This window comes from Mesorhizobium sp. L103C105A0 (genome assembly GCF_000502215.1).
GTDB lineage: Bacteria > Pseudomonadota > Alphaproteobacteria > Rhizobiales > Rhizobiaceae > Mesorhizobium.
This window is the reverse complement of the sequence record NZ_AYXF01000001.1, coordinates 825,644-849,276: the sequence shown is the minus strand read 5'-3', so window position 1 is coordinate 849,276 and position 23,633 is coordinate 825,644. Positions and strand designations below refer to the sequence as shown.

The following is a 23,633-nucleotide window of genomic DNA, read 5'->3' as shown; positions in this document are numbered from 1 at the left end:
CACGTTTGTAGATGGAAGACGAGTCGAGGCTACGACCCTTTTAGGGTCCGGTTCCCGTACGCAGCGGGTCGAGACCGCGAGCAATGGGAACCAACTGATCCAAGCCGCATTATATTTGGTTGGACTGGACAAGGTGTTTGGGATGCATGAAGCAACACAGGCGAATGTTGTCGCCTTCGAAAACCGGGGGGTGTCCAGCAATGACGGTCTGGATTTCGATTACAAGGATTTCTTCGAAAACGGCGCCGTTGCCCTCCATCTGGTGAACGCAGACGGCGTAATCGTGCATGCCAACCAGGCTGAGCTCGACCTTCTCGGCTATCCCGCAGAGGACTACCTCGGTTGCCACATCGCCGAGTTCTATCCCGACCGGGACGTCATAGAGGACATTTTGGGTCGCCTTGCCAATGGCGAGAAGATCGTAAGATATCCGGCGCGATTGAGGGCCAGCGATGGATCGATCAAGCACGTCGAAGTCACCTCAAGCGGACATTTCCGGGACGGCAAGCTGATCAACACCCGGTGCTTCACGGTCGATGTAACCGACTTGGTGCACACCCGCTCGGAGCTCAGGCAGCATGACAGTACCTATCACCAGATACTCGACGGCCTACCCGTCGCCATCTACACGACCGATCAGGATGGGACGATCACCTACTACAACCGCGCCGCGGCCGATCTGGCAGGCAGGGAGCCTGAAATCGGCAAGGATAAATGGTGCGTGACGTTCAAGCTGTTCACTGCCGACGGCAAGGAATTGCCGCACGATGAATGCCCGATGGCCATTGCGCTCAAGGAGAACAGGCCGGTCCGCAATCAGCAAGCTGTTGCGCAACGTCCCGACGGATCGTTTTTTCCGTTCCTGCCCTACCCGACACCGCTGCGGGACGAGCACGGCGCTCTGATCGGCGCCGTAAACATGCTGCTGGACCTGACGGACCGCCAACGTGCCGAAGAAACCAGGCAGCACCTCTCAGCGATCGTGGAATCCTCATTTGACGCGATCGTCAGCAAGGATCTCAACACCATCATAAAAAGCTGGAACCAGGGCGCCGAACGGCTTTTCGGCTATACCGCCGACGAAGCGATTGGCCGGTCGGTGACCATGCTGATCCCCGAAGACCATCAGGACGAGGAACCCCGCATTCTCCAACGCATTCGCCGCGGCGAGCGCGTCGAACCATTCGAAACGACCCGCCAGCGCAAGGATGGCAGCCTGGTTCCGGTTTCACTGACGATATCGCCCGTGCGTAACGCAACCGGGCAGATCACCGGCGCATCGAAGATAGCGCGAGACATCACGTCGACGAAGGAGAATGAATATCGCATCCGCATGCTGATGCGCGAGGTCAACCACCGGGTGAAAAACCAGTATTCGGTCATCCTGTCGATGATCCGGGAGACCAACAAGCGATCGGAGACGCCAAAACAATTTGAAACCCAGGTGCGCGAGCGCATCATGGCGTTGTCACGATCTCACGACCTGCTTGTATCGGCGGATTGGAAGGGTGCCACGATCAGCGACCTCTTGGCGGCCCAGGTCGAGCCTTTCCCGCGGGGGGATTTGATCGAAATGTCGGGCCCATCATTGGTGCTCAGTCCCAACGCAGTTCAGTATCTCGGGATTGCCTTCCACGAACTGGCGACCAACTCGGCCAAATACGGGGTTCTCTCAGGGGACAAGGGCCGGATCTCGGTCACATGGGGCATCACCGGTTCCGGTGCTTCGAGGCTCTTTCACCTCACCTGGGTCGAAACCGATGGGCCGCAGGTTCAGACTGTCGGACAAGGTGGCTTTGGAACCGTGGTGCTGAAGCGGGTCGCGCCCGCAGCGGTTAGTGGGCAGGGAATTCTCGAACACGGTCCGCATGGCATAACATGGAGCTTGGAAGCGCCTTTGGCTTCCGTAGCAGCTTCTGCCGTCCATGAAGCTTAGAAGCAGGAAGCAGCCCTGCAACGAGCATTCGTCAATTGGAAGCCCTTGATGCGGCCTTTGCCGAGCGAAAACCCCGTTTCCGCTAAAGATCGCCAGAGCCATTGCTAAAGTCGACAGAGCAAATCACCGGCAGAGGGCGCATTTCGTTGCACGGAACGGGACAGGACCGGCGTAGCCAGAGGCGAGGTAACTATGGACATCGACGAGTTCCGTGCGACCCTTCAGGGTGTAGAGCCCCCGGCGAATCTTGGGATGGCGCTCCACGCTCTATGGTGGGATAGACAGGGCGATTGGGAGCGGGCGCATGAGTGTGTGCAGGCCAACGAATCTGATCCGGCCTCTGTATGGGTTCATGCCTATCTGCACCGCAAAGAAGGCGACCTTTCTAATGCAGCCTACTGGTACCGCCGCGCCGGGCAGCCTGTGGCAACTGGCAAGCTAGACGCAGAGTGGGAGTCGATTACAGAATCACTTCTTGCAGGATAGTGAGGGTCGCCCAAGGGGCAGCCTAGCGCCTCATCGCCCCCGTAGAGGCGAAACTCACCTCCGCCCGATGGGATCGGCTGGGCCCAGGAGGTCCGAACGTTTCCGCATAAATTCATGCAGCGAGATTGTTCTCGCGATTCCGTAAGGTCTCTGTTTAATAAGCTATATCTAATATTGACTATTTTCTGTCGCTCAAAAGTCGCAGACTTCATTTTACTGATCACCGTTAGCTTCTTGGTAGCTCTCACGACTATAAACTTCTTGCGGGCGAATAGCTTTCATGCTGCCTTCGCGCACTCAGGAATCAGGGAGCTTAGGCATGGCGGAGCGGATTGCGCGTGATGGGTTTTGGGTTTTGCATCTCGCGCGCTTGCCGCAAGTCGTGTCGCTTCGCTCCGGCACTTCCGCCTTGACGATCCTAACTGTTGCCCTTGCGCTGAGCGCCGCGCCAGCTCGGGCCGATGGCGGCAATGGCAGCAGCGCAGGCGCTGGACAAGGTGGCGTTGACGGCGCGCTCGCGAGTGCCACGGGTCAGAATGCCGCCAATGGCGCGACCGCTGGTGGCGGTGGTGGCGGCATTGACCTCACGACGGGTGACGGGGCGCCAGGAGGATCGGGAGCGGTAAGTGGGACAGCCAACAACCCAAATGGCGTTGCCGGTGCCACTGGTGCTACGGGTCTGGTCATCTCGACAGACGGGACCATTGCAACCAGCATCAGCGGCGGGGCCGGCGCTTTGGGCTCCCCTGGCACGAATGGCGTCGTCAGGAGCGGCGGCGGTGGCGGTGGCGGTGTGGGCGTCAGTGCCACGGCCGACGTTACAGTCACTGGCACAGGATCGGTGAGTGGTGGCACTGGCGGCCGAGGTGGGACCAATGGCAACAGCGGCAGCGGTGGCGGCGGCGTCGGCATATTCTCGTCCGCAAACGTGTTTGTAGAGGCGGGCGGCAGCGTTACCGGCGGCACGAGTCTTTCCACAATTGGGGTCCAAGCAGGTGCTGGCGGCGGCGCAGCTGCCATCGTCCTGATGGGCGGCGGGACAATCCAGAACAGCGGGAATCTGCTCGGGGGTGCCGGTGGAAGAACAGTTCTCGGCGGCGGTGGGGACGGTGGCGCCGCTGTTCTGCTGCTTTCAGGTGGAACCGTCATCAACAAGCTAGGTGCGACGATCGTTGGCGGCAGTGGCGGTCAGGGCTCCTTGGCAGGCGGCGATGGCGCCGCAGGGATCAAGGGCGCCAACATCGCGGTCATCAATGCGGGTACGATCAGCGGCGGTGCCGTCGGCACCGGTGGCGGAACGCCGGCAGCCGGCAAAGCCATCCAGTTCACCGGCGGTGTCAATTCGCTGGAGATTCAGGCCGGCTCCACCATCACAGGCAATGTGGTCGCTTTCAGCGCCGCGGATACATTCAAGCTGGGTGGCGATATCAGCGCCAGTTTCGGTGTGTCGCAGATCGGCGCTGGCGCCAAATATGACGGGTTTGGGTTCTACGAGAAAACCGGAAACAGCACCTGGACCCTAACGGGGACGACAACTGCCGTCACGCCTTGGACCTTGTCCGGCGGGACCCTGCAAATTTCGAGTGACAACAATCTGGGCGCCCTCTCGGGCGGCTTGACCTTCGACGGCGGCACGTTGCGCACGACCACCAGCTTCGCCACCAATCGCAATGTCCTGATCAATTCGACCGGCGGGTTTGACACGGTGGCAGGCACGCAGTTGGACGTGTCAGGCCAGGTGACCGGCACCGGCACACTGGTCAAGAGCGGCGCCGGCACGCTCAACGTCAGCAATTTGTCCAACAACTATACGGGTGGCAACATCGTCAATGCAGGAACGCTTGCCGGCAACACCGTGGCGATCCGTGGCGACATCCTGGACAACGGCGCTGTCTCGTTTCTCGACCTCGGCCCCCACACCTTCGGCGGAAATATCTCCGGCTCGGGCAGCGTCGACATCGAAGGCTTCGGCACGCTGACGCTGACCGGTGCCAACACCCACAGCGGCGGCACCAAGGTCGGGACCGGCAAAAGCATCTCGGTCGCGTCGGACCAGAATCTGGGTGCCGCGACGGGCCTGCTGACACTCGACGGCGGCGAACTCGGCACGACAGCAAGCTTCGCCATGAGCCGCGATGTCAACCTCACTTCCGCCTATGGCTACTTCCGCGCGGCGGCGGGTACGACGCTGACCGCCAATGGCGAGCTGAGCGGCGTGGGCGGCGTCTACAAGGAGGGCGCCGGCACCCTGGTGCTCAAGGGCGACAGTACCTATTCCGGCCGCACCACCGTCGACAGCGGCAAGCTTATCGTCGAGGGCTCGCTCGGCAGCACCGAAACGACGGTAAACAGCGGCGGCACGCTGGGCGGCTCCGGCTCGATCGGCGGCGCGGTGATCGTCGCCGATGGCGGTGTGCTGGCGCCGGGGTCCAGCCCTGGCACGCTTACGGTCGGATCGCTCAGCCTGAGCTCCGGTTCTATGCTCGACTACGAGCTCGGCCAGGCGGGCATTGTCGGCGGCGGTGTCAACGACCTGATCGAGGTGACCGGCGCGCTGACGCTGGACGGCAGCCTCAACATCACCGATGTCGGCGGCTTCGGGCCTGGCGTCTACCGGCTCATCAATTATGGCGGCGCCCTCACCGACAATGGTCTCGAGCTCGGCAATCTGCCGGCCGGTGTCACGGCCGCCGACCTGACGGTGCAGACCTCCGTCGCCAACCAGGTCAATCTCGTCAGCAGCGTCGGCACCGACTTGCTCTTCTGGGATGGTGACGCGGCCGGCAACGCCAACAATGATCTGGTCGACGGCGGCAACGGCACGTGGACGGCGACAAGCCTGAACTGGACGATGAGCACCGGCCTGGTAACTGGCGCGATGAAGCCGCAGCCCGGCTTCGCCATCTTCCAGACGCTCGGCGGCACCGTCATCGCCGACGGCAGCGCCGGCGCGCTTGCGATTACGGGAATGCAATTCGCCGCCGATGGCTACCGCATCGAAGGCGACGCCATCACGCTTGATGGCGCTGGCGGCGAGAGCATCATTCGGGTCGGCGACGGCACGGTGGCCGGAGCAGGTTACACCGCCACCATCGCCTCCGTGCTAACCGGGACCAGCAGCCTGACCAAGACCGATGCGGGCACGCTGGTGCTGTCCGGCGCCAACACCTACACGGGCGGCACCTCCGTCCTGGGCGGCGTGCTATCTGTTTCAGCCGACAACAATCTTGGCGTTGCCGCTGGCGGCCTGACGCTCTCCGGCGGGACGCTGCGCAACACAGCGGCGTTCAGCTCGGCGCGCGACGTCACGCTTTCGTCGGCCGGCGGCACCTTCGACACTGTGGCCGACCTGACCTTGTCCGGTGCGATCTCTGGCGCTGGCAGCCTTGCCAAGACCGGCGCCGGCACGCTGACGCTTACGGGAACGAACAGCTATGGCGGCAACACGTTGGTCAGCGCTGGCACGCTGGTCGGCGATGCAACCTCGATTCGTGGCGACATCGGCAATTCCGGCACTGTCGTGTTCGACCAGGCGGCGGACGCCAGCTTCGCCGGCGATATCTCCGGCACCGGCGCAATGATGAAGGATGGCGCCGGCGTGCTGACGCTGTCAGGCACGTCGCTGCTGGACTGGACCGTCAATCAAGGCGGCCTCGTCTCGGCAGCCGAGCGCTTCGGTGGCGATGTCGCGATCGGCGCCGGCGCCTCCTTCACATTCGACCAAGTCGCCTCCGCCAGCTATGCCGGCGTGCTCTCGGGCGCCGGTACGTTCATCAAGGACGGCCAAGGCACGCTGCTGCTCGCGTTGGACAACTCAGGCTTTACCGGCGCCACTACGGTCAGCGGCGGCACCCTTGCCGCGGGCGCTGCGAACGCGTTCAGTTCCTCCTCGCAGTTTTCCGTCGCCTCGGGCGCCACGCTCGATCTTGCCGGCACGTCCCAGACGATTGCGGGGCTGAGCAACGCCGGAACGGTGCGCATCGCGGGTGGCGACCCAGGCGACACACTTACCGTCAGCGGCGACTATATCGGCAATGGCGGCGCCGTCATCCTCAACACGGCGCTCGGTGGTGACGGTTCGCCGACCAATATGCTGGTGATCGCCGGCAACACGTCAGGGACTGGTACCCTTCAGGTCGTCAATTTCGGCGGGTCGGGCGCCCAAACGGTCGGAGGCATCAAGATCGTCGACGTCGGCGGCGCCTCGAACGGCAGCTTCTCGCTCGACGGCAATTATACCTTCGAAGGCGATGCAGCGGTCGTCGCGGGCGCCTACGCATACAGGCTCTACAAGAACGGCGTCAGCACACCGGCCGATGGCGATTGGTATCTGCGCTCGGCCCTGGTCAACGGCGATCCCGATCCGCAGCCGCTCTATTCGCCCGGCGTGCCGCTGTACGAGGCCTATGAAGGGGTGCTGCAGGCGTTCAATGAACTGGGCACCATGCAGCAACGCATTGGCAATCGGTCGTGGGGCGAGGGTGCTACGCCGCAAGGTGCGGACCTGCCAGGCCAGGGCTCGGTCGACGGCAAGGCGATATGGGCGCGCATCGAAGCTGCCCATGCCGAGATCAAGCCGGAGACGTCGACCTCCGGCACGAACTATGACGTGACCACCTGGAAGCTGCAGGCCGGCGTCGATGGCCTGCTGCACGAAAGCGACGCCGGTACCCTGATCGGAGGGATTACGGCCCACTACGGAACCGCGTCGTCGGACGTCTCCTCGATCTTCGGGGCAGGGTCGATCGCTGCCACCGGCTACGGCGTCGGCAGCACGCTCACCTGGTTCGGCAGCGGTGGCTTCTACGTCGACGCGCAGGCCGAGGCGACATGGTATGACAGTGACATCCGGTCGGCCACGCTGGGCACCACGCTTGCGGACGGCAACAACGGTTTCGGCTACGGGCTGAGCGTGGAGACCGGACAGACGATCGCCCTCAACGGCAACTGGTCGCTGACGCCGCAGGCCCAGCTTGCCTATTCCTCGGTCGACTTCGACGCGTTCACCGACCCGTTTGGCGCCGTCGTGTCGCCCGGCAGCAGCAACAGTCTCGTCGGCCGCCTCGGCCTCTCCGCGGACTATGAAGACCAGTGGGTGGACGATGCGGGGCAAGTCAGCCGCACGCACATTTACGGGCTCGGCAACCTTTACTACGACTTCCTCGACGGAAATGATGTCGATGTGTCTGGCACGAAACTGGTCAGCGAAAATCAGGCGCTGTGGGGCGGTGTCGGCCTTGGTGGCTCGCTGAGCTGGGCGGACGGTCGCTACGCCGTCTTCGGAGAAGGGACAGCGCGGACAAGCCTCAAGGATTTTGGCGATAGCCACGCCCTGGGCGCCAAGCTCGGGTTCGCTGTGAAATGGTAGCGGCGATCAAGCTGGACATGTCGACCTTGGCTTGAGGGTCGTGTCCGGCACGGCTATGGAATCCGGACTTGCGGGCCACCCGGCTCGTCGGCCCTCGGACGTTTCCTTACCGGCTGCCGGCATCAAGTACCAGGCTCGAATCCGAAGCACCCTGGCGCTCGATCACAGGGATGCCAGCGCGCTGGACATGCGCTCCAGCCCTTGGCGCAACAGGGGACGCGGGCAGCCGACATTCAGGCGAATGAAGCCTTCGCCGCCAGGCCCATAGACGCGGCCGTCATAGAGATTAACCCCGGCCCGATCGACAAAGAATTTCTGAATTCCACCCACTCGGCCATCGAGCGCGCACGCGTCCAACCACACCAGAAACGATGCGTCGGGCCGCATGGGCGTGATGCCTGGAAGGTGTTCACCGGCGAACTCGCAAACCAGATCGATGTTGCCGGCGATGTAGCGCGTGAGTTGGTCGAGCCACGGCGCGCCGCTGCTGTAAGCAACCTCCAGGGCCAGGCGGCCGAAAAAGTTCGCATTCACCATGAATGACGCCTGCATTGCGGCAAGAAGCGCCTCGCGGCGCTTTTTGCTGGCTACCGAAATCGTTGCCGAAGGAACCCCGGCAAGATTGAAAGTCTTCGTTGGAGCGGTGCAGATGAACGATTTCTCCGCAGCATCTTCCGAGATGGAGGAGAAGACGATGTGGGGGCGATCCGACAACCTTATGTCGCAGTGAATGTCGTCCGATATGACCAGGATGCCATGGCGCTCGCAGACGTCGTTGAGCGCCGCCAATTCTTCGCGTGTCCAGGCCATTCCGGCAGGGTTGTGAGGATTGCACAGCAGGAATGCCTTGGCACCGCCGGCCGCCAGTTTCTCGAAATCCTCCAGATCGAGTTCATATCTGTTGTTCCGCAGCCTCAGCCGGTTCGTAAGCAGAACCCGCCCGTTTCCCTGAACAACTTCGAAATAGGGCGAGTACACGGGCGACTGCACAATGACGCCGTCACCGGGCTTGGTGAAGGTTCGCAGTATCGCAGCCACCGACGGCATAATCGCCGGCGCGGGAAGCAAGGTCTCCAGTTTCGGCGACCAGTTGTGCCGGTGCGCGAACCACGATTGCACGATCTCATAGTGGCGCGGATCGCGGCGTGTGTAGCCGTAAATGCCATGCTCCGCGGCCTCGCGCAGTCGCGCGATGACGGTTTCCGGAGCGCGGAAATCCATATCCGCCGTCCACAGCGACAGCAGGTCCTGGCCCTCGACCTGAGGAGAGAACTCGTCCCACTGGTTGGCCCATTTGACGGATCCGAACTGCTGACGGTCGTGGATCTGGTCGAAATCTATTCCCGCGATATGTCGTTGCCCAAGCGCCGATGCGGGCGTGTCTGCACAAGCCATTTGATGGTCACCTTGCCGCGGGCATTGCTTGTGGCATCATCAGCGCCTCCTAGGATTTGTGGCCACGCGCCAATTGGCGCTCCATAGATTGCGAGTAACGCGACATGCCGAAGCAAAAGCTCCAGTAGACCAACCCCGCAAAGAGGTAGCCGGTTGATGAGATCGTCGGGCCTGCCCAGTTCGGATCGACGCGCGCCGTTTCAACGGCCTTCAGGAAATCCGCGATGCCGACGATGGCGACCAGAGTCGTGTCTTTGAACAGACCGATGAAGGTCGAGACGATGCTCGGTATGACGATCGTCAACGCCTGAGGGAGGACGATCAGGCGCATCATGTCGAAGTAGCCGATCCCGAGCGCCTTGGCCGCTTCGTGTTGGCCCTTCGGGATCGCCTGAAGGCCGGCTCTCACGACCTCGGCCATATAGACGGACGAGAACAACGCTATCGCGATGAGCGGGCGCAACAGTCGATCAGGCGTCAGATAATCCGGGACGAAGAGCGGCATCATGAAGTTCGCCATGAACAACACTGTGATAAACGGCACGCCGCGGACGACTTCGATGAACGTGACGCAAACCGTCTTGACGAAAGGGAGTTCCGACCTGCGTCCAAGCGCCAGGACAACCCCGATCGGAAGCGAGAAGACGATACCCACGATCGACATCAGCAACGTGATCAAGAGACCGCCCCAGAGCGTCGTATCGATGACAGGCAAATGAAGCCAGGCAACGCCGCGCACGAGAACGAACGCGGCCACGGGGTAGACGAGGAAGAACAGCAACGCCGCCACTTTGCGCCGCGGAGCCTTCGTCCACAGGAGCCAAACGATGAGGATGGCGCCGATCGCCTGCGCAAGGTCCACCCGCCACCGCTCGGAAACCGGATACGCGCCGTATCGCAGGTAGTCGAACTTCTCGGCGATGAAAGGCCAGCAAGCCCCCTGGCTGTTCGCACGGCAAGCTTCATGGCCGCCGCTCCAGACCGCGTTGAAGATCGCAAAGCTCAGGAAGTGATGCAGCAGCCACGTGGCGAGGAGGACAAAGCATATTGTCAGCGCGCCTGAAGACGGCGTCGAAAACAGGTTCTTTTTCATCCAGCTCACTGGACCCGGTCGAACGTCCGCGGGAGGCGCCATGGCTGGTATGAGCGCGCTGATCACAATTGGCGAACGCATGGACTGATCGCTCATCCGTCACCTTTCAACAATTGCAAAATGTTGGTTGCACGCGTTCATGACCAACGACGTGGCAAGGGAGATGACGAGATAGACCGACAGAGTAATCGCCATGACCTGGACGGCGGCTCCGGTCTGATTGAGCACCGTGCCGGCAAAGATCTGAACGAGGTCGGGATAGCCGATGAACACGGCAAGCGACGAGTTCTTGATGAGGTTGAGATACTGGCTTGTCAAAGGGGGAATGATGATGCGCAGCGCCTGGGGAACGACGACCAGACGAAGCGTCTTGCCCGGCGCCAGCCCCAACGCATGCGCAGCCTCGGTCTGGCCCTTTGGCACTGCCTGGATTCCACCTCGCACGATCTCGGCGATGTATGAACCGGTGTAGACCGACAGACCGATCAGGAGAGCGGCAAACTCCGGATAGAGCTGATGCCCGCCTTGAAAATTGAAACCCCGTAGCTGCGGGGCGACGAACGAGACCGGCTCGCCAGCCGCCAGGAACAGGACCAGCGGAAGTCCTATCAAGGTCGCCAGACTGACCAGAAGCACCGGCAGCTGCCTGCCCGTCCGTCTCTGGATGCTCCTGGCGCGAAACCAGAACGCAACGCAGCAGGAAATGGCCGCAACGAATGCCAGGCCCACCAGCCCCGCTCCCGGATGCAAATGAATCTCCGGAACGATGAGGCCGCGATTGTTGAGGTAGATGCCGCCGGGAATGGCGATGGACGCCTTCGGCGAGGGCAACGGCTTGAGGACGGCGTTGTACCAGAACAGCAGCTGCAGCAACAACGGAACATTGCGCACAAGCTCGACATAGGCGGCCGCCACCTTCGAAACGATCCAGTTCGGCGACAGGCGGGCAACGCCGATGACGAAGCCAAGCAAGGTCGCAAACAGGATTGCGAGGAGACTGACGTAGAGGGTGTTGACCACTCCTACCCAGAAGGCCTGACCGTAGCTGGACAATGCATCGTACGGTATCAGGGTTTGATTGATGTCGAAGCCGGCAGACTCATTCCAAAAGTCGAATGAGAGCGGAATCCCCCGGACCCGCATATTCGATGCAGTCTGCATGCCGATGCCCAGGGCCAAGGCCAGCAGGCAGCCGCCGAGCAAGAGCTGGTAGAAGATGCCCCGCACCTTCGTATCGTGCAGCGACAACCTCCTGCGCGACGGCGCGGGAAGCGACAAATGGGACATGGGCTGTTCCTATCGGGTCCGTGCAAGGCGCTGACGGTAACACGCCAGCGCCTTGCAACCATGCCTTTGCCTAAAGCGCGTCGGGTTTGAACGGACTCAGGCGACGCGCTTTAGGGTCTTCGGTATGCATGTCGTTGTCTCAAAACCGGGGCCATTTTTGAGCGACATGCATTAGCGGATCGGCGGAGCGTACTGAACGCCGCCTTGGTTCCAGAGCGCGTTCATGCCACGCTCCATTTTCAGCGGCGAATCCTTGCCGACATTGCGTTCGAACACTTCGCCGTAATTGCCGACCTGCTTGATCACCTCGACCGGCCAGTTATCGCCGAGCCCGATGTCCTTGCCTATGCTGCCTTCCACGCCAAGCAGGCGGCGGATGCTGGGATTGTCAGACGATTTCATGGCATCGACGTTCTTGGAGGTGACGCCGTATTGCTCCGCAGCCACCATGACGTAGAACGTCCACTTCGCCACATTGAACCACTGGTCGTCACCCTGCCGCACCGCCGGGCCAAGCGGCTCCTTGGAGATCAGCTCGGGAAGAACAATGCTGTCGTCCGGCTTGGCCATGCGAAGCCTCGACGCGTTCAAGGTGGAGGTGTCTGCGGACAAGACGTCGCAACGCCCCTCCTCATAAGCCTTCACGACAGCTTCCTCGTCCGCGAAACCAACCGTCGTGTACTTGATCGACTGCGAGCGAAAATAATCGGCAAGGTTCAACTCGGTCGTGGTGCCCTGGGTGACGCATATCGATGCGCCGTCGAGCCCCTTGGCCGATGTGATGTTGTCGGCCTTGCGCACCATGAACCCCTGGCCGTCATAGAAATACGTGCCGGCAAACAGTATGCCTAGCGACGTATCGCGGGACGATGTCCAGGTTGCGTTGTGGGCGAGAATGTCGATCTCTCCCGACTGCAAGGCGGTGAAGCGATCCTTTGGCGTCAATGGGATGAACTTGACCTTTTGCGCGTCCCCGAGCACGGCAGCGGCCACGGCGCGACAATAATCGACGACAAATCCGGTCCATTTGCCTTCATTGTCGGGAAGGCTGAAGCCAGCCGTGGCCGAATTCGTGCCACAGGTCAGCACGCCATTTTTCTTGACATTGTCGAGGGTTGCGGACCACGCCGAGGAGGCGGTGCACGCGATGGCGAGGGCAAGTAGGCCCTTGAACGTTGATCTCATTTCGGCATTCCCCTGTTATTGTTGAAAGGGAATGTGCTCTCCAGGTAAACTATTCGTCAAATCGATTGTCCTCATGGTCAAAATGAGCGCCCCTCATAATTGCGCAGCACCCGCTCGCAGGTAAAAAGGCGCTCGAGTGTTGAAACAGACGACAGCGCGCGCGACCTATTTTACGGCCGACCCAGGTCTCCGACGGTCGACCCTTGGTCTCTTGGTCCGCGACTCGTTGTAGATGCCCACGATGATTTCCCGGAGCCACCTGGTTCCCGGGTCATTCGCCATCTGGCGGTGAACAATAAGCCAGGCATTCACATTCGATATCGGAATGGGTGGCGGGACCAACGTCACCTCACTCCTCTCGTCCAGCATTTGCAGGATGGCATCACCGCAATGGGTAATCAGTTCAGTGCCGCGAAGCGCCCAGGGCAGCACCGGATAGTTCGAGATGGTCGCAACGACATTGCGGCGAAGACCCATCTGTTTGAGGGCGGCATCCGCGAGGCCTTCCGCCAGGCCATCTGCGGAAATCTGGAGGTGAGAACTGGCCAAATAGGTTTCCAGCGTCATTGCGCTTCTGGCGATCTTGCTTCCGCTCCACACCGCGCAAAACAATCGGTCCTGGCCAAGCTCCACCTTCAAGAGACCTGGGTCGTCGCGTATCGCTGCTCCCGTCAGCGCGCAGTCAACTTGTCTCAGATAGACCGATGAACCGATTTCGGGTCCGTTTGCGGGAATGACGTTCAGCGTCGCGCCAGGAGCTTGCCTGGAAAATTCTCGAATGAGGCCCGGGATGAAAACCATGGCATGATAATCTGTAAGCCCAACTCGAAAGTTGCGTCGCGTCGTTGCTGGATTGAAGATCTGATGCCGGTCGATCGATGCGCGGATCGTCGCGAGTGCGGCGGAAATATTCGACAGCAGCTCAACTGCCCGGGGAGTTGGCCGCATCTCGCCGCCATCTCTGGTGAACAATTCATCCTGCAATAGATACCGAAGCTTCGACAGGGAGTGGCTTACAGCTGATTGTGTTCTGCCCAATTCGGTAGCCGCCCGCGTCACGCTCCTTTCCCGCATCATCACGTCAAAGACCCGCAATAGATTGAGGTCGATATCGTTATAATTCATGGAATTACCTCATCTGCGACCTGAGACCGCACCAGGCGGCACTACCGCGTTGGTTGCGACGGTGACAGATGGGGCACGAAGAGTGAAGACAGAGGTTCGGCGCTACGCCTTTGAAACTCTGGCGGACCAGGTGACGACGACCGCCGCATCGCTCCGCGGCATTTCTGCGCCTGGCTTGGCGAGCAAGCCGGCAATCCGCCATGAACCCAGGGCGAGCATGTGAAGTAAAGTCAGCCGCACCCGCTGGGATGGGAAATCGCAGCGGTTTCAATGGTTTGATAGTGGCGGAGAGAGCGCCCGCCAAAGCGAAAGCCGAGGACGTCCATTGCCATCCACTAAGGCAATTAAAACAGGTGTTTAGCACCGTTTGACTGTCCAATGACGTCTGTTGCACTTCGACCAAATCCAAAGTACGTTGTGGGGCGAATTGTGGGGTAGGACTTAACATCGACGATGAAGCGGCAGGGGCAACACCCAGAAAAGCAACTAAGCGCTCTTCAGATCAAGCAAAAGCTCCCCTCTGGCCGATACACCGACGGGAATGGACTTTACCTGGTTGTTGACCCCTCTGGCGCCAAGCGATGGATACTCCGGGTAGTCGTGCAAGGTCGGCGACGCGACATCGGCCTGGGAGGCGTATCTCTGGTCAGTTTGGCGGACGCCAGAGAAACTGCGACGTCTTTTAGAAAGATCGCCAGGGAAGGTGGGGACCCACTCACCGCTCGGCGAGAAAGCCGCAAGATCATACCCACTTTCACGACTGCCGCTGAAATAGTGCACGCAGAGCACGAGGTGAGCTGGAAAAATCCCAAGCACGCGCAGCAGTGGATCAACACGCTTAAGCAATACGCCTACCCAGTTATCGGCGATTATCGGGTGGACAGCATCGACACGCCGGCTGTCTTGCGAGTCCTGTCGCCGATATGGCTGAAGAAACCTGAAACTGCCCGAAGGGTTCTCCAGCGCATCAAAACGATTTTGAACTGGGCGAAGGCTGCAGGTTACAGAACCGGCGATAATCCAGTCGAAGGCATTACCAAGGGCCTTCCGAAACAGGGCGATAATAAAAAACACTTCGCGACCATGCCGTATGCAAAGGTCGCGGCCTTCATCAAGGCTCTGGATGAGACCAACAGTAGCCCAATGGCCAAGTGGGCATTCGAGTTTCTGATCCTTGCCGCCGCTAGAACGAGCGAGGTCCTGCAGGCGAGGTGGGACGAGATCGATCTTGAGGCCAAGCTTTGGACGGTGCCCGCCGAACGCATGAAGGCGAAGCGCGAACATCGCGTGCCGCTTTCTGATCGTTGTCTGGAGATTCTGAAAGCCGCTTACGCAGTTTCTGCCGACGAGGGATTTGTGTTCATTAGCGCGGCCGGCGATAGGCCGTTGTCGAATATGGTTTTCCTGGCGATCCTCAAGCGAATGGAGATTGAGACGACAGCCCATGGCTTTCGGTCATCATTCAGAGATTGGGCCGCAGAGGAAACGAGCTTCCCACGAGAAGTTGCCGAGATGGCGCTCGCACATACAATTACCAATAAAGTGGAGGCGGCTTATCGAAGGGGAGACCTTCTAGAAAAGCGTCGCGAAATGATGCAGGCTTGGTCCGGTTTTGTTGCTGGCGGTCGAGAATGATCTGAAACACCATGGGCACAAAATACTTTTCAGATCAGGCCTATAGCGGAGCAAGCATGTTCCCTTCTGCTGAGGCGAAGGCAAGCAGTGAGAGGGCTTTTGCTTTCCTTGCAAACGCTTCAAGGAAAGCATCTGAAGATAACCTTGCAGGCTTGTTTTTGGATAACATCGATCTAGAACGCATATGTCATATCTACTGGAGCCAGAAGGATTACTACAATCGCGTAAGCGTGGGAAGAAGAGAGATTACCGCGTTTGACAACTTCAAGGCCCATGCCAGGGCGGTTCTGAAAGTAATTGGAAGCGACAATTCAGCTCCGAATAGGAGCGTCGCGGATAGATTTGTTTGGCGTGTATTTCACGGAAATTTAAAGTGGAATCTCAAGGAATTTGAGGAAGCGCTTCCGGCCGTTCGAATGAGCTTGCGCCTGATTGCAGAGCAACAGACTCCCGAACTCGAGTTGAAAAGTGGTCGACGGGAGCGTTCCCATGTCCACAATGCCGCGGTTTCACTTCGCGAAGTTTGGTTGGCAATTGGGGGCAGTCCTTTTCCGAAAAACCCTGAAATCGCCGGTGTAGGCTCTTCAGCCGAGTTCGTGCATCTAGGGTCGCAGCTGGTATTCAAAGTGCTTGAGGCTATCGACCCGAACATTCGCATAGCGCAAGTGCGAACAGCTCTCAAAGGCCCAATGAAACGGACGGTGTTAATGCACGCTCAACATCACCATCCAAAGACATAGGATACATCGCCTGTCGTGTCTGAAAATGGGCAAACGTCCAACCTCAGCCTCCGAAAATGTCGCATGGACCCGCATCATTTCTGGACGCGGAATTTGTCGACAGATATTGGGTAACATGCGAATACGGCTCTACGAAATGGGGCCGATAGCTATGGTTAAGCTTCTGGAAAATAACAGTTTTCTTCGATTGCGTGACATTATTGGCCCTGGCGGACTTCTGCCTATTGGGCGCTCCAACTGGTACCAACGTGTCGCCGACGGACGCGCGCCTAGGCCGGTGAAGTGCGGACGACTGAGTCTCTATAAGGTCGCAGACGTAGCTCGGCTCCTCGATGACCCTGACGGGTTCTGCGAGGCGCCTGCAGCCGGAGACAACGCGTGATGGAAGGGGAGATCGAGTCCTGTGGGGTCGATGTAGCCGACGCCACTGCTGGTGATGTTGAAGATATTGCCACCGTGGGTCACCCCGTTTTCGGACCAACCGAAACTAGGACGCTCGCATTGCAGCAGGCGATAGCAGAACACTGCGTTGCCGATTTGGAAAAGACCGATCCGTTCGGTCTGCATCCGGTGATCGAAAGCTGCCTGGCGGCTGATGCTCATCAGGTGTTTTTTGGGACGTGGCCGCAGAAACTTTCGTGCCTCACGCCCGCCTATGAACTGTATCTGCGGATGATCGACGGAGGGGAGGAGGCAGTAGAGGCGGTTCTTGACCACCCAATGGTTCTTTCGATCAAGCCCAGAACGTCATCCAAAAAGCCGGCACTGCTCGCTGTGCGCATTGTGACCAGGCCAGACCATCCGGACGATCACAAAACGGCGTCGGATTACTCGGCCATGTTGCAATGTGCTGAAAAAGACGGGGTTTCAGCATCGCGATTTTTGGACTGGGCGACGCGTGCAACGCTTCGCGGCTGCCGTAAAGCGCTGAGCAAAATGCGGCGTGCCAACAAAAGTGCTGCGGAGGAGGACGTCGCTGATGCTGCTTCCGAAAATTCTGAAGAACACCAAAAGAGCCTCGGAGCCACTGAAATAGAAGGACCCGGCGCTATCGGCTCTGTCGCGCCCGCCTGCCTGAGACTTGTGGTGACTGATGGTGACGAAAAACAGGAGGTCCACTTTCCCCTGATGCCTGGCATTGTCGATGAACTGCAAGAGTTTTTTGACGCGTCACCGCGCGCATCGCCGGTGGAGTTCTTGCTCGGCATTGCCGCGAGGCTCGATCGCCCCCAACCCGGATACTGATCCGCCGTCTGACTTTTTCAACAACGGATATGAGAGGCTTACACCATGAAGAAGATCGAGAAACGGCGGCCTATTCTACAACTTAAAGGCGTAGAAACTTCGTCGACAGCTCGCCAGGATAGTATTTATCGTCACGCTGTTCGTTACGCTTTAATGGGCTTTGCTGTCTTGCCCCTTCACGGGATCTTGCGTGGGGCCTGCACGTGTCAGCAGGGAAGATCGTGCACTCACGCCGGAAAGCACCCTCGCGTTGCCGGTGGTGTCAATTCTGCGTCTACCGATCCGTCTCAAATCAAGCTCTGGTGGAAAAGCTTTCCGGCCGCGAATGTCGGCATCGCGACGGGCTCTGTCTCTGGGCTTGTCGTACTGGATCTTGATCCGCTTCACGGAAGTGCTGCGTCGTTCAAGTCTCTTAAGAAGAAGTGCGGCTCCTTGCCTCGAACGCCTCGCGCAAAGACGGGTGGAGGCGGCGAGCATCGCTACTTCTCCGTGCCGAACTTTGGCGTCAAAACGAGACATGGGACGATTGGCCAAGGCATTGATGTTCAGTCTGACGGCGCATATGTCGTTGCACCTCCCAGCCGGCACATTTCTGGGAAGCGGTACTCTTGGTTCGAAAACCGTACCCTGGATCGCGCGTCGCTAAAGGTACTGCCCGGGCCTTGGGTTGAGGCAATCGGTGCTAAGACTAATACGACCACTGACAAGCCCTTTCTGCATCCGGAACCTGGCGCTTCGGCTGCCGGCTTGGCGATCCTCGACGCCGAACTTTCTCGCCTTCGAGGAACAGGGCCCGGAAAGAGAAACGATGCCCTGAACAAGGCCGCGTTTAATCTTGGTCAGTTGGTTCCCGGCGGCGACCTTGATCGAGCTGTAGCTGAGCGTTTGTTGACGCAGACGGGGATGGCGATCGGACTTGACGCGGCAGAGACCAGCGCGACGATCAGGAGCGGCATGGGCGCCGGAGAACAGGCTGCGCGCGACCGGCGGCGTAATGCGCTGGACGAAATCGGCGACCTTGATCCGCTGACCGTCGAACTGGCTAAGCTCGGCGAAACAGATGCTGACATGGGTCGTCGTTTTGCCCGTCGGTATGCTGACAAGGTGATCTTCACTCCCGGTCGGGGCCTGCTTGTCTACGACGGGAAGGTCTGGAGCTCCGATGACGTGCGTCAACGGTACCAGCTCGCCGAAGCAGCTGCTCGGCTCGTGGCCGAAGAAGCTGCCCTCCTCAAATCAGATCGGGAAAAGCAGTCCCGTCTTCAGTTTGCCGCGAATTCTTTGTCGAAGTCCGCGCTCGAGCGGTCCCTGGAATTGGCCAAGTCGCATCTCGCCGTCGAAGACAGCAAGTTGGACCGCGATCCGCTTCTATTGAACGTTAGCAACGGCACCCTTGATCTGCGCACGGGCATCATCCGCGCTCACGACCCCGCTGATCACTGCACCATGCTGGCAAATGCGAGTTATGAGCCGGCGGCGAAGTGCCCCCGGTTTCTGGCCTTCTTGGAGACTGCCCTTGGAGGCGACATCGACCTCCTGAAGTTTGTACAGAAGGCGGCCGGACTTTCCCTTACCGGCAATATTGAGGAGCACGTTTTCTTCTTCGTTCATGGCCCTGGTCGAACGGGAAAGTCGACCTTCGTCAACCTTCTTCGGGGTTTCATGGGGGACTACGGCAAGCACACCCCCACCGAAACTCTGCTCGCCAAGCACTATGACAACGCCATTCCTGTCGATTTGGCTCGGTTGGCGGGCGTCCGCATGGTCACAGCTGTCGAGGCAAACTGGAACCGCGCGATCGACGAGGCCCGCGTTAAGTCAATGACCGGTGGCGAGCCTATCACGGCCCGCTATATGCGCGAGAATTTGTTCGAGTTCCGACCGCAGTTCAAAATCTGGTTTGTCGCCAACGATTTTCCTCAGGTGCGCGGCACGGCTGGTGCGTTTTGGGAACGCGCAAAGGTCATCCCGTTCACCGTCGAGATAGCCGAAGATGACCGCGACCGCGATCTGATGAAAAAACTGATGACCGAAGCGTCTGGCATCCTGAACTGGGCCATTGAAGGTTGTTTGGCATGGCAACACGAGGGGCTCGGAACTTGTGCTGCTATCAAGGCAGCTGGTGGCAGATGGAAGAAGGCTGCTGATCATGTCCGGAAGTTTGTCGATGCTGAGATCGTCCGGGATCCCGGCAACGTGCTCTCTGCCAGCGATTTGCTCGATCACTATGTTGCTTGGTGCCGTCGGAATGGCGAGGAACCGCTAGACGCCAAGAAGTTGAAGGCCAAGCTGGTGTCCTTCGACTTCACACATGCCCGCACCAACACTGGAAGCACCTGGAAGGGGGTCAAGCTCAGGCTCACTTAGGCTCGGCTAGCCATGTGGTTGTGGTTGCAGGAGTGGCAGCAAAACTACAACGATTCAATGAAACCGCCACCCTCATAAAATTGAAATACGAACACCTGCCACTGCTGCCACGGGCAGGCTCGGCCACCGACGCGAAGACAAGTCCCTCGCTCGGTCCAGGCGTACAGGACCCACCGCCATCGACCCAAGAATTAGCTGGCTCCCCGCCAGATAGCTCCCTCATGTCAAAAGGATGAAACATGACCATCTTCAACAGAAGCAGCACACCGCAAACAACAGCAATTCGCCTCACCGAGCGCAATCAGACGATTGATTGGATGCTCGATCGTGTCAGGGTTCTTGAACCACAGATGAGCGTTCCTGAACCCTATGCTCGAGAGATAGACAGAACGATCTCGAGCTTCAAAGCATCCGGTCGCTTTCATTCCCTCCATTGGCGGTGGCCAGGAGCGTTTGAACAGTCAATCCACGAACTTCTGGACCAGACCGAGCCACGCCGCATTGTTGGAAAGGCTCTGGTGACGATCCATGCGGGTGTGCTTGCTCAAAGCATAAAGACACACGGCGACGTTGAGTCGGATTATCTTATCTTGCTGTTGATCGATACCCTTGGCATCAAGCCTCTGTTCAAAATCGACACCTGCGAGGATGACGTCCACTTCAAGAGCGTTCGTCCGATGCTCCGCGCCCATGGCGTGGCAATCGACGTTACCGTGAAAAAGTCTCCCGCACCCTTGCTGACGACCCTGGAAACAACCCTCAAAACTCTGGTGGATCGTGATGTGGCGCGGGCTGAGCATCTTGCAGCCTGCGACCCTACCCGCGTCGCTGCGGGCGGAGCCGACATCCTCGGATGGATCCAACGTGTCCGGCCCTTCCTGAAAGCCAATGAGCCGAAGCTCTAGGCCGCCAAGGCCAATTGCTTGTCGTCCCGAACAACCAATCTGGAGAAGATCATGAAACCGACATCGCTTGAACTTTGCGCGGGTGCAGGAGGCCAAGCTCTTGGCATCGCACGGGCTGGTTTTAGCCACCTCGCGCTTATCGAAATCGAGGAAGACTACTGTTCGACGCTTCGCACCAACCGCAGCCATTGGAATGTCATCCAGTCGGACATCGCTGCTTTTGATGGGAGACCGTATCGGGGCAAGGTTGACTTGCTGGCTGCGGGGCTGCCGTGCCTGCCGTTCACCATCGCTGGAAAGCAGGAGGGGGCAGCGGACGCGCGCAACATGTTCCCTTCTGCCATGCGCTTGATTGAGGAAATCCGGCCAAAGGCGATCATGATTGAAAACGTGGCCGGATTCTTGGCCCCGCGCTTTGAAACTTATCGCACGGACTTGCGCCGCAGGCTCAAGCAGCTCGGGTACGACGTTCAGTGGCGGCTGTTCAATGCCAGCGACTTCGGCGTGTCCCAGTCCAGGCTGCGTGTCTTTATCGTTGCCACGCTGAAGCGCTACACCTCCGCCTTTGCGTGGCCGGAGCCTGCCGCCAATTCTCCTCCAACTGTCGGCGATACGCTCTATGAAATGATGGCGGAAAATGGGTGGCGCGGCGCGAGACGCTGGCGCGCGGCTGCTTCCGGGTTGGCTCCCACCATCGTCGGCGGATCCAAGAAGCACGGTGGGCCCGATCTTGGTCCAACCCGCACTCGCGAGGCTTGGCAGAAACTCGGCGTCAACGGCAAGTCGGTAGCGGACGCTGCGCCGGACTCGGCCTTTGTCGGTTCGCCGCGGCTGACGATCAAGATGGTGGCTCGCCTGCAAGGCTTCCCTGACGGTTGGCAGTTTTGCGGCGGCAAGACGAAGGCGTATCGGCAAGTCGGCAATGCCCTGCCGCCGCCGGTCGCTCATGCGATCGCCTACCGGATCCGGAAGGCCCTGCGCTTGAAAGTCTCTGCGAACGTAGGTGCGGCCAACATCATCATGATGAAAGGGTTCAGTTCGATCTAAGTCCCGTCACATCGACCAATCGCGATCGGCATTAAAGGGGACTTATTGACTTAGGAAAATATTCCTGATATGATGACAGCGGCAAGTTGCGTCGATTTGCGCACTTGGGCCAGATCATAACAGGAGATGAAAATGACCTTTGAGCAGCGATCGAAACCGCGTTGGCGGCGGCACGAAAATGACTTCAACGGGGGCCTTCTGGCCCCCTTCGCTTTTCTGGAGGCCGGGGAATGAATGTCGCCTCCGAAACTACCCGATCGCTGATCGTCTTTGGGAGAGACGATTCCCGGAAGCCCCACGCATCGGCGTTCCTGCTACCCGAGGTGGCAGCGGCAGAAAGCGCAGCCAGGCTGATGGGGATGCACTCGCATCGCGTCGAACCCGGAGAAGCAGACGACATAGTCATGCGGCTGCCAGCGGGCAAGCTGTTCGACAGTGGCAAGGCCTTTGTGCCCTTCGTGAAGGGCGAGCTTTACACCCGCATCGTGACCCTTGCGGGGGTTGCTGACGAGCCTCGGCCCCACTCGGCCGGTGCGAATGACCCCGACAGCCCCGAAAACGCTTCAGCGGGCTCGCCTGAGGCCGGGGCGCGCCATGCCGACGATGGCCAAACCGGCGGTTCGGGCGGCGGCGGCGATGGTGGTTCGCCCGACCTTTGGGCAAGGCTGGCCGTCGGTGACATGGTGCTGGCATCGGAAGGACCCGACGAGGGATATTTCGAGGCCCGTATCATGAAGGCGAAAGCCAAGGGTATCTTCACCTTAAAATTCAGGGACTACCCAGATGCAGCCCAGGTCGACCGCAGCTACTACCAGCTCGGCCTAATCCACCCCCGCCAGCTGGCGAAGAAATAAGCGGCCTTGCAAACGGGCCGGGTTGTCCTGGCCCGTCATCCCTCAACCACACATCCATAGGAACCACCTCATGACACGCTCAACAGAGCGCGTCGGTCGGCAGTCGGCGGCTGATCGAACAGCGCGTATTCGGACACTAAACGACCAACTGCGCCAGACGGGTGCTGGCGGGCGCATGGTGCTGACCGCCGGTGTCGCCGCACTGCCTGCCAACGAGATTGGCGCCATTCTTCTGGCCATCGCCGACTTCGACGCGTTTGACGGAAACAACGACCCCTATGACACCCACGACTGCGCTCTGCTTTACGTCGGCGATCGGCAGCTGCTGTGGAAAATCGACTACTACGACCGCGCTCTCATGCACCTGTCGCCCGATGCCTCCGACCCGGCCGTCACCATTCGGGTCATGACGGTCATGTTGCCGGAGGAATACTGATGTTCTCCACAGGGCACAGGGCACAGGGCACAGGAGCACATCCGTCGGCTCGTCTAGCCTTGCTTCGGCTTTCTGCCAGACGACAACGGCATTGGCTGCCGCGCAACTTTGGCAGGCTCGATCAAAAGAGCCGCGGCGGGTACACCAAGGACGGTTGCCAAGGCATCCAACGTATCGATGGTGACGTTCTCCAAGCCTCGCTTAATGCAGCCCACGTAAGATCGATCAATCTCCGCCGCCAACGCCAGCCGCCAAATATGCATTACTTTCGGATCTTGATCTCGTTGCAAGCCGTTCTGGTCACTAGCACTGATTCAATCCGTGGATTTATATATCGGAAATTGCCAATGAGAAACGAAGCCCGTGGTCAGGCCAGCGCAGAGCTGTTGGGGCTAACGGCATACGTTGTCGCCGCCTATGTTCGCAACAACGCGACGCCGGTCGCAGGTATCCCGGATTTGATCGCCCGCGTCAACAGTTCCGCTGCCGTCAGCAGTGCACCGCATCAACGAAGGAATTAGTCAAGTTC

At 59.6% G+C, this 23,633-nt stretch carries 17 protein-coding genes; 12 read left to right on the top strand and 5 right to left on the bottom strand.

What is annotated here, in order from left to right; all coding sequences use genetic code 11:
• Nucleotides 1–142: 142 nt before the first annotated feature.
• From X727_RS160540 to X727_RS160550, 3 genes are all read left to right on the top strand, one after another.
• Nucleotides 143–1,936: a PAS domain S-box protein gene (locus X727_RS160540; protein WP_031203896.1), complete on the top strand. Its 1,794-nt coding sequence runs from the start codon at nt 143–145 to the stop codon at nt 1,934–1,936.
• A 192-nt stretch (nt 1,937–2,128) separates the two neighbouring features.
• Complete coding sequence (locus X727_RS160545) at nt 2,129–2,422, top strand: hypothetical protein (RefSeq protein ID WP_023704064.1); 294 nt, start codon at nt 2,129–2,131, stop codon at nt 2,420–2,422.
• A gap of 409 nt (nt 2,423–2,831) precedes the next feature.
• On the top strand, nt 2,832–7,790 hold the full coding sequence (locus X727_RS160550) for an autotransporter outer membrane beta-barrel domain-containing protein (RefSeq protein WP_155923521.1): 4,959 nt from the start codon (nt 2,832–2,834) through the stop codon (nt 7,788–7,790).
• Nucleotides 7,791–7,952: 162 nt separating this feature from the next.
• Here the strand turns inward: X727_RS160550 and X727_RS160555 are convergent, their stop codons facing one another.
• The 5 genes from X727_RS160555 to X727_RS160575 form a co-directional block, all read right to left on the bottom strand.
• A complete protein-coding gene (locus X727_RS160555; protein ID WP_050591263.1) occupies nt 7,953–9,185 on the bottom strand; it encodes a MalY/PatB family protein in 1,233 nt (410 codons plus the stop codon).
• Nucleotides 9,186–9,234: 49 nt separating this feature from the next.
• Nucleotides 9,235–10,374, bottom strand: coding sequence for an amino acid ABC transporter permease (locus tag X727_RS160560; RefSeq protein ID WP_023735057.1), 1,140 nt, complete (start codon nt 10,372–10,374; stop codon nt 9,235–9,237).
• Nucleotides 10,375–10,377: 3 nt separating this feature from the next.
• The gene (locus X727_RS160565; RefSeq protein WP_023833633.1) at nt 10,378–11,565 is read right to left on the bottom strand and encodes an amino acid ABC transporter permease; all 1,188 of its coding nucleotides are present in this window, start codon (nt 11,563–11,565) and stop codon (nt 10,378–10,380) included.
• A 171-nt stretch (nt 11,566–11,736) separates the two neighbouring features.
• Nucleotides 11,737–12,750, bottom strand: a complete 1,014-nt coding sequence (locus X727_RS160570; protein WP_023833632.1) for an amino acid ABC transporter substrate-binding protein — start codon at nt 12,748–12,750, stop codon at nt 11,737–11,739.
• Between the two features lie 165 nt (nt 12,751–12,915).
• On the bottom strand, nt 12,916–13,875 hold the full coding sequence (locus X727_RS160575; RefSeq protein ID WP_023671116.1) for a LysR family transcriptional regulator: 960 nt from the start codon (nt 13,873–13,875) through the stop codon (nt 12,916–12,918).
• Nucleotides 13,876–14,328: 453 nt separating this feature from the next.
• Here X727_RS160575 and X727_RS160580 point away from each other — a divergent pair, with 453 nt between their 5' ends.
• From X727_RS160580 to X727_RS1000000167725, 9 genes are all read left to right on the top strand, one after another.
• Nucleotides 14,329–15,510, top strand: a complete 1,182-nt coding sequence (locus X727_RS160580; protein WP_023833631.1) for a site-specific integrase — start codon at nt 14,329–14,331, stop codon at nt 15,508–15,510.
• Between the two features lie 11 nt (nt 15,511–15,521).
• On the top strand, nt 15,522–16,250 hold the full coding sequence (locus X727_RS1000000167730) for a hypothetical protein (RefSeq protein WP_155923520.1): 729 nt from the start codon (nt 15,522–15,524) through the stop codon (nt 16,248–16,250).
• Nucleotides 16,251–16,631: 381 nt separating this feature from the next.
• Nucleotides 16,632–17,495, top strand: a complete 864-nt coding sequence (locus X727_RS160585; protein WP_023833629.1) for a hypothetical protein — start codon at nt 16,632–16,634, stop codon at nt 17,493–17,495.
• A 45-nt stretch (nt 17,496–17,540) separates the two neighbouring features.
• A complete protein-coding gene (locus tag X727_RS0133295) occupies nt 17,541–19,862 on the top strand; it encodes a phage/plasmid primase, P4 family (RefSeq protein ID WP_081726038.1) in 2,322 nt (773 codons plus the stop codon).
• Between the two features lie 239 nt (nt 19,863–20,101).
• Nucleotides 20,102–20,767: a hypothetical protein gene (locus X727_RS160590; protein ID WP_023833627.1), complete on the top strand. Its 666-nt coding sequence runs from the start codon at nt 20,102–20,104 to the stop codon at nt 20,765–20,767.
• Nucleotides 20,768–20,818: 51 nt separating this feature from the next.
• A complete protein-coding gene (locus tag X727_RS160595) occupies nt 20,819–21,814 on the top strand; it encodes a DNA cytosine methyltransferase (protein WP_023833626.1) in 996 nt (331 codons plus the stop codon).
• A gap of 230 nt (nt 21,815–22,044) precedes the next feature.
• On the top strand, nt 22,045–22,668 hold the full coding sequence (locus X727_RS160600; protein WP_023833625.1) for a hypothetical protein: 624 nt from the start codon (nt 22,045–22,047) through the stop codon (nt 22,666–22,668).
• 175 nt (nt 22,669–22,843) lie between these two features.
• On the top strand, nt 22,844–23,104 hold the full coding sequence (locus X727_RS160605) for a DUF3768 domain-containing protein (protein ID WP_245274116.1): 261 nt from the start codon (nt 22,844–22,846) through the stop codon (nt 23,102–23,104).
• A gap of 347 nt (nt 23,105–23,451) precedes the next feature.
• A complete protein-coding gene (locus tag X727_RS1000000167725) occupies nt 23,452–23,625 on the top strand; it encodes a hypothetical protein (protein ID WP_155923519.1) in 174 nt (57 codons plus the stop codon).
• The last annotated feature ends 8 nt before the right edge of the window (nt 23,626–23,633 follow it).

Excerpts from the sequence above, each read along its gene's own strand:
- X727_RS160540 (WP_031203896.1), top strand. The coding sequence starts at position 143 with ATGCATGAAGCAACACAGGCGAATGTTGTCGCCTTCGAAAACCGGGGG.
- X727_RS160545 (WP_023704064.1), top strand. The coding sequence starts at position 2,129 with ATGGACATCGACGAGTTCCGTGCGACCCTTCAGGGTGTAGAGCCCCCG.
- X727_RS160555 (WP_050591263.1), bottom strand. The coding sequence starts at position 9,185 with ATGGCTTGTGCAGACACGCCCGCATCGGCGCTTGGGCAACGACATATC.
- X727_RS160560 (WP_023735057.1), bottom strand. The coding sequence starts at position 10,374 with ATGAGCGATCAGTCCATGCGTTCGCCAATTGTGATCAGCGCGCTCATA.
- X727_RS160565 (WP_023833633.1), bottom strand. The coding sequence starts at position 11,565 with ATGTCCCATTTGTCGCTTCCCGCGCCGTCGCGCAGGAGGTTGTCGCTG.
- X727_RS160570 (WP_023833632.1), bottom strand. The coding sequence starts at position 12,750 with ATGAGATCAACGTTCAAGGGCCTACTTGCCCTCGCCATCGCGTGCACC.
- X727_RS160575 (WP_023671116.1), bottom strand. The coding sequence starts at position 13,875 with ATGAATTATAACGATATCGACCTCAATCTATTGCGGGTCTTTGACGTG.
- X727_RS160580 (WP_023833631.1), top strand. The coding sequence starts at position 14,329 with ATGAAGCGGCAGGGGCAACACCCAGAAAAGCAACTAAGCGCTCTTCAG.
- X727_RS1000000167730 (WP_155923520.1), top strand. The coding sequence starts at position 15,522 with ATGGGCACAAAATACTTTTCAGATCAGGCCTATAGCGGAGCAAGCATG.
- X727_RS160585 (WP_023833629.1), top strand. The coding sequence starts at position 16,632 with ATGGAAGGGGAGATCGAGTCCTGTGGGGTCGATGTAGCCGACGCCACT.
- X727_RS0133295 (WP_081726038.1), top strand. The coding sequence starts at position 17,541 with ATGAAGAAGATCGAGAAACGGCGGCCTATTCTACAACTTAAAGGCGTA.
- X727_RS160590 (WP_023833627.1), top strand. The coding sequence starts at position 20,102 with ATGACCATCTTCAACAGAAGCAGCACACCGCAAACAACAGCAATTCGC.
- X727_RS160595 (WP_023833626.1), top strand. The coding sequence starts at position 20,819 with ATGAAACCGACATCGCTTGAACTTTGCGCGGGTGCAGGAGGCCAAGCT.
- X727_RS160600 (WP_023833625.1), top strand. The coding sequence starts at position 22,045 with ATGAATGTCGCCTCCGAAACTACCCGATCGCTGATCGTCTTTGGGAGA.
- X727_RS160605 (WP_245274116.1), top strand. The coding sequence starts at position 22,844 with ATGGTGCTGACCGCCGGTGTCGCCGCACTGCCTGCCAACGAGATTGGC.
- X727_RS1000000167725 (WP_155923519.1), top strand. The coding sequence starts at position 23,452 with ATGAGAAACGAAGCCCGTGGTCAGGCCAGCGCAGAGCTGTTGGGGCTA.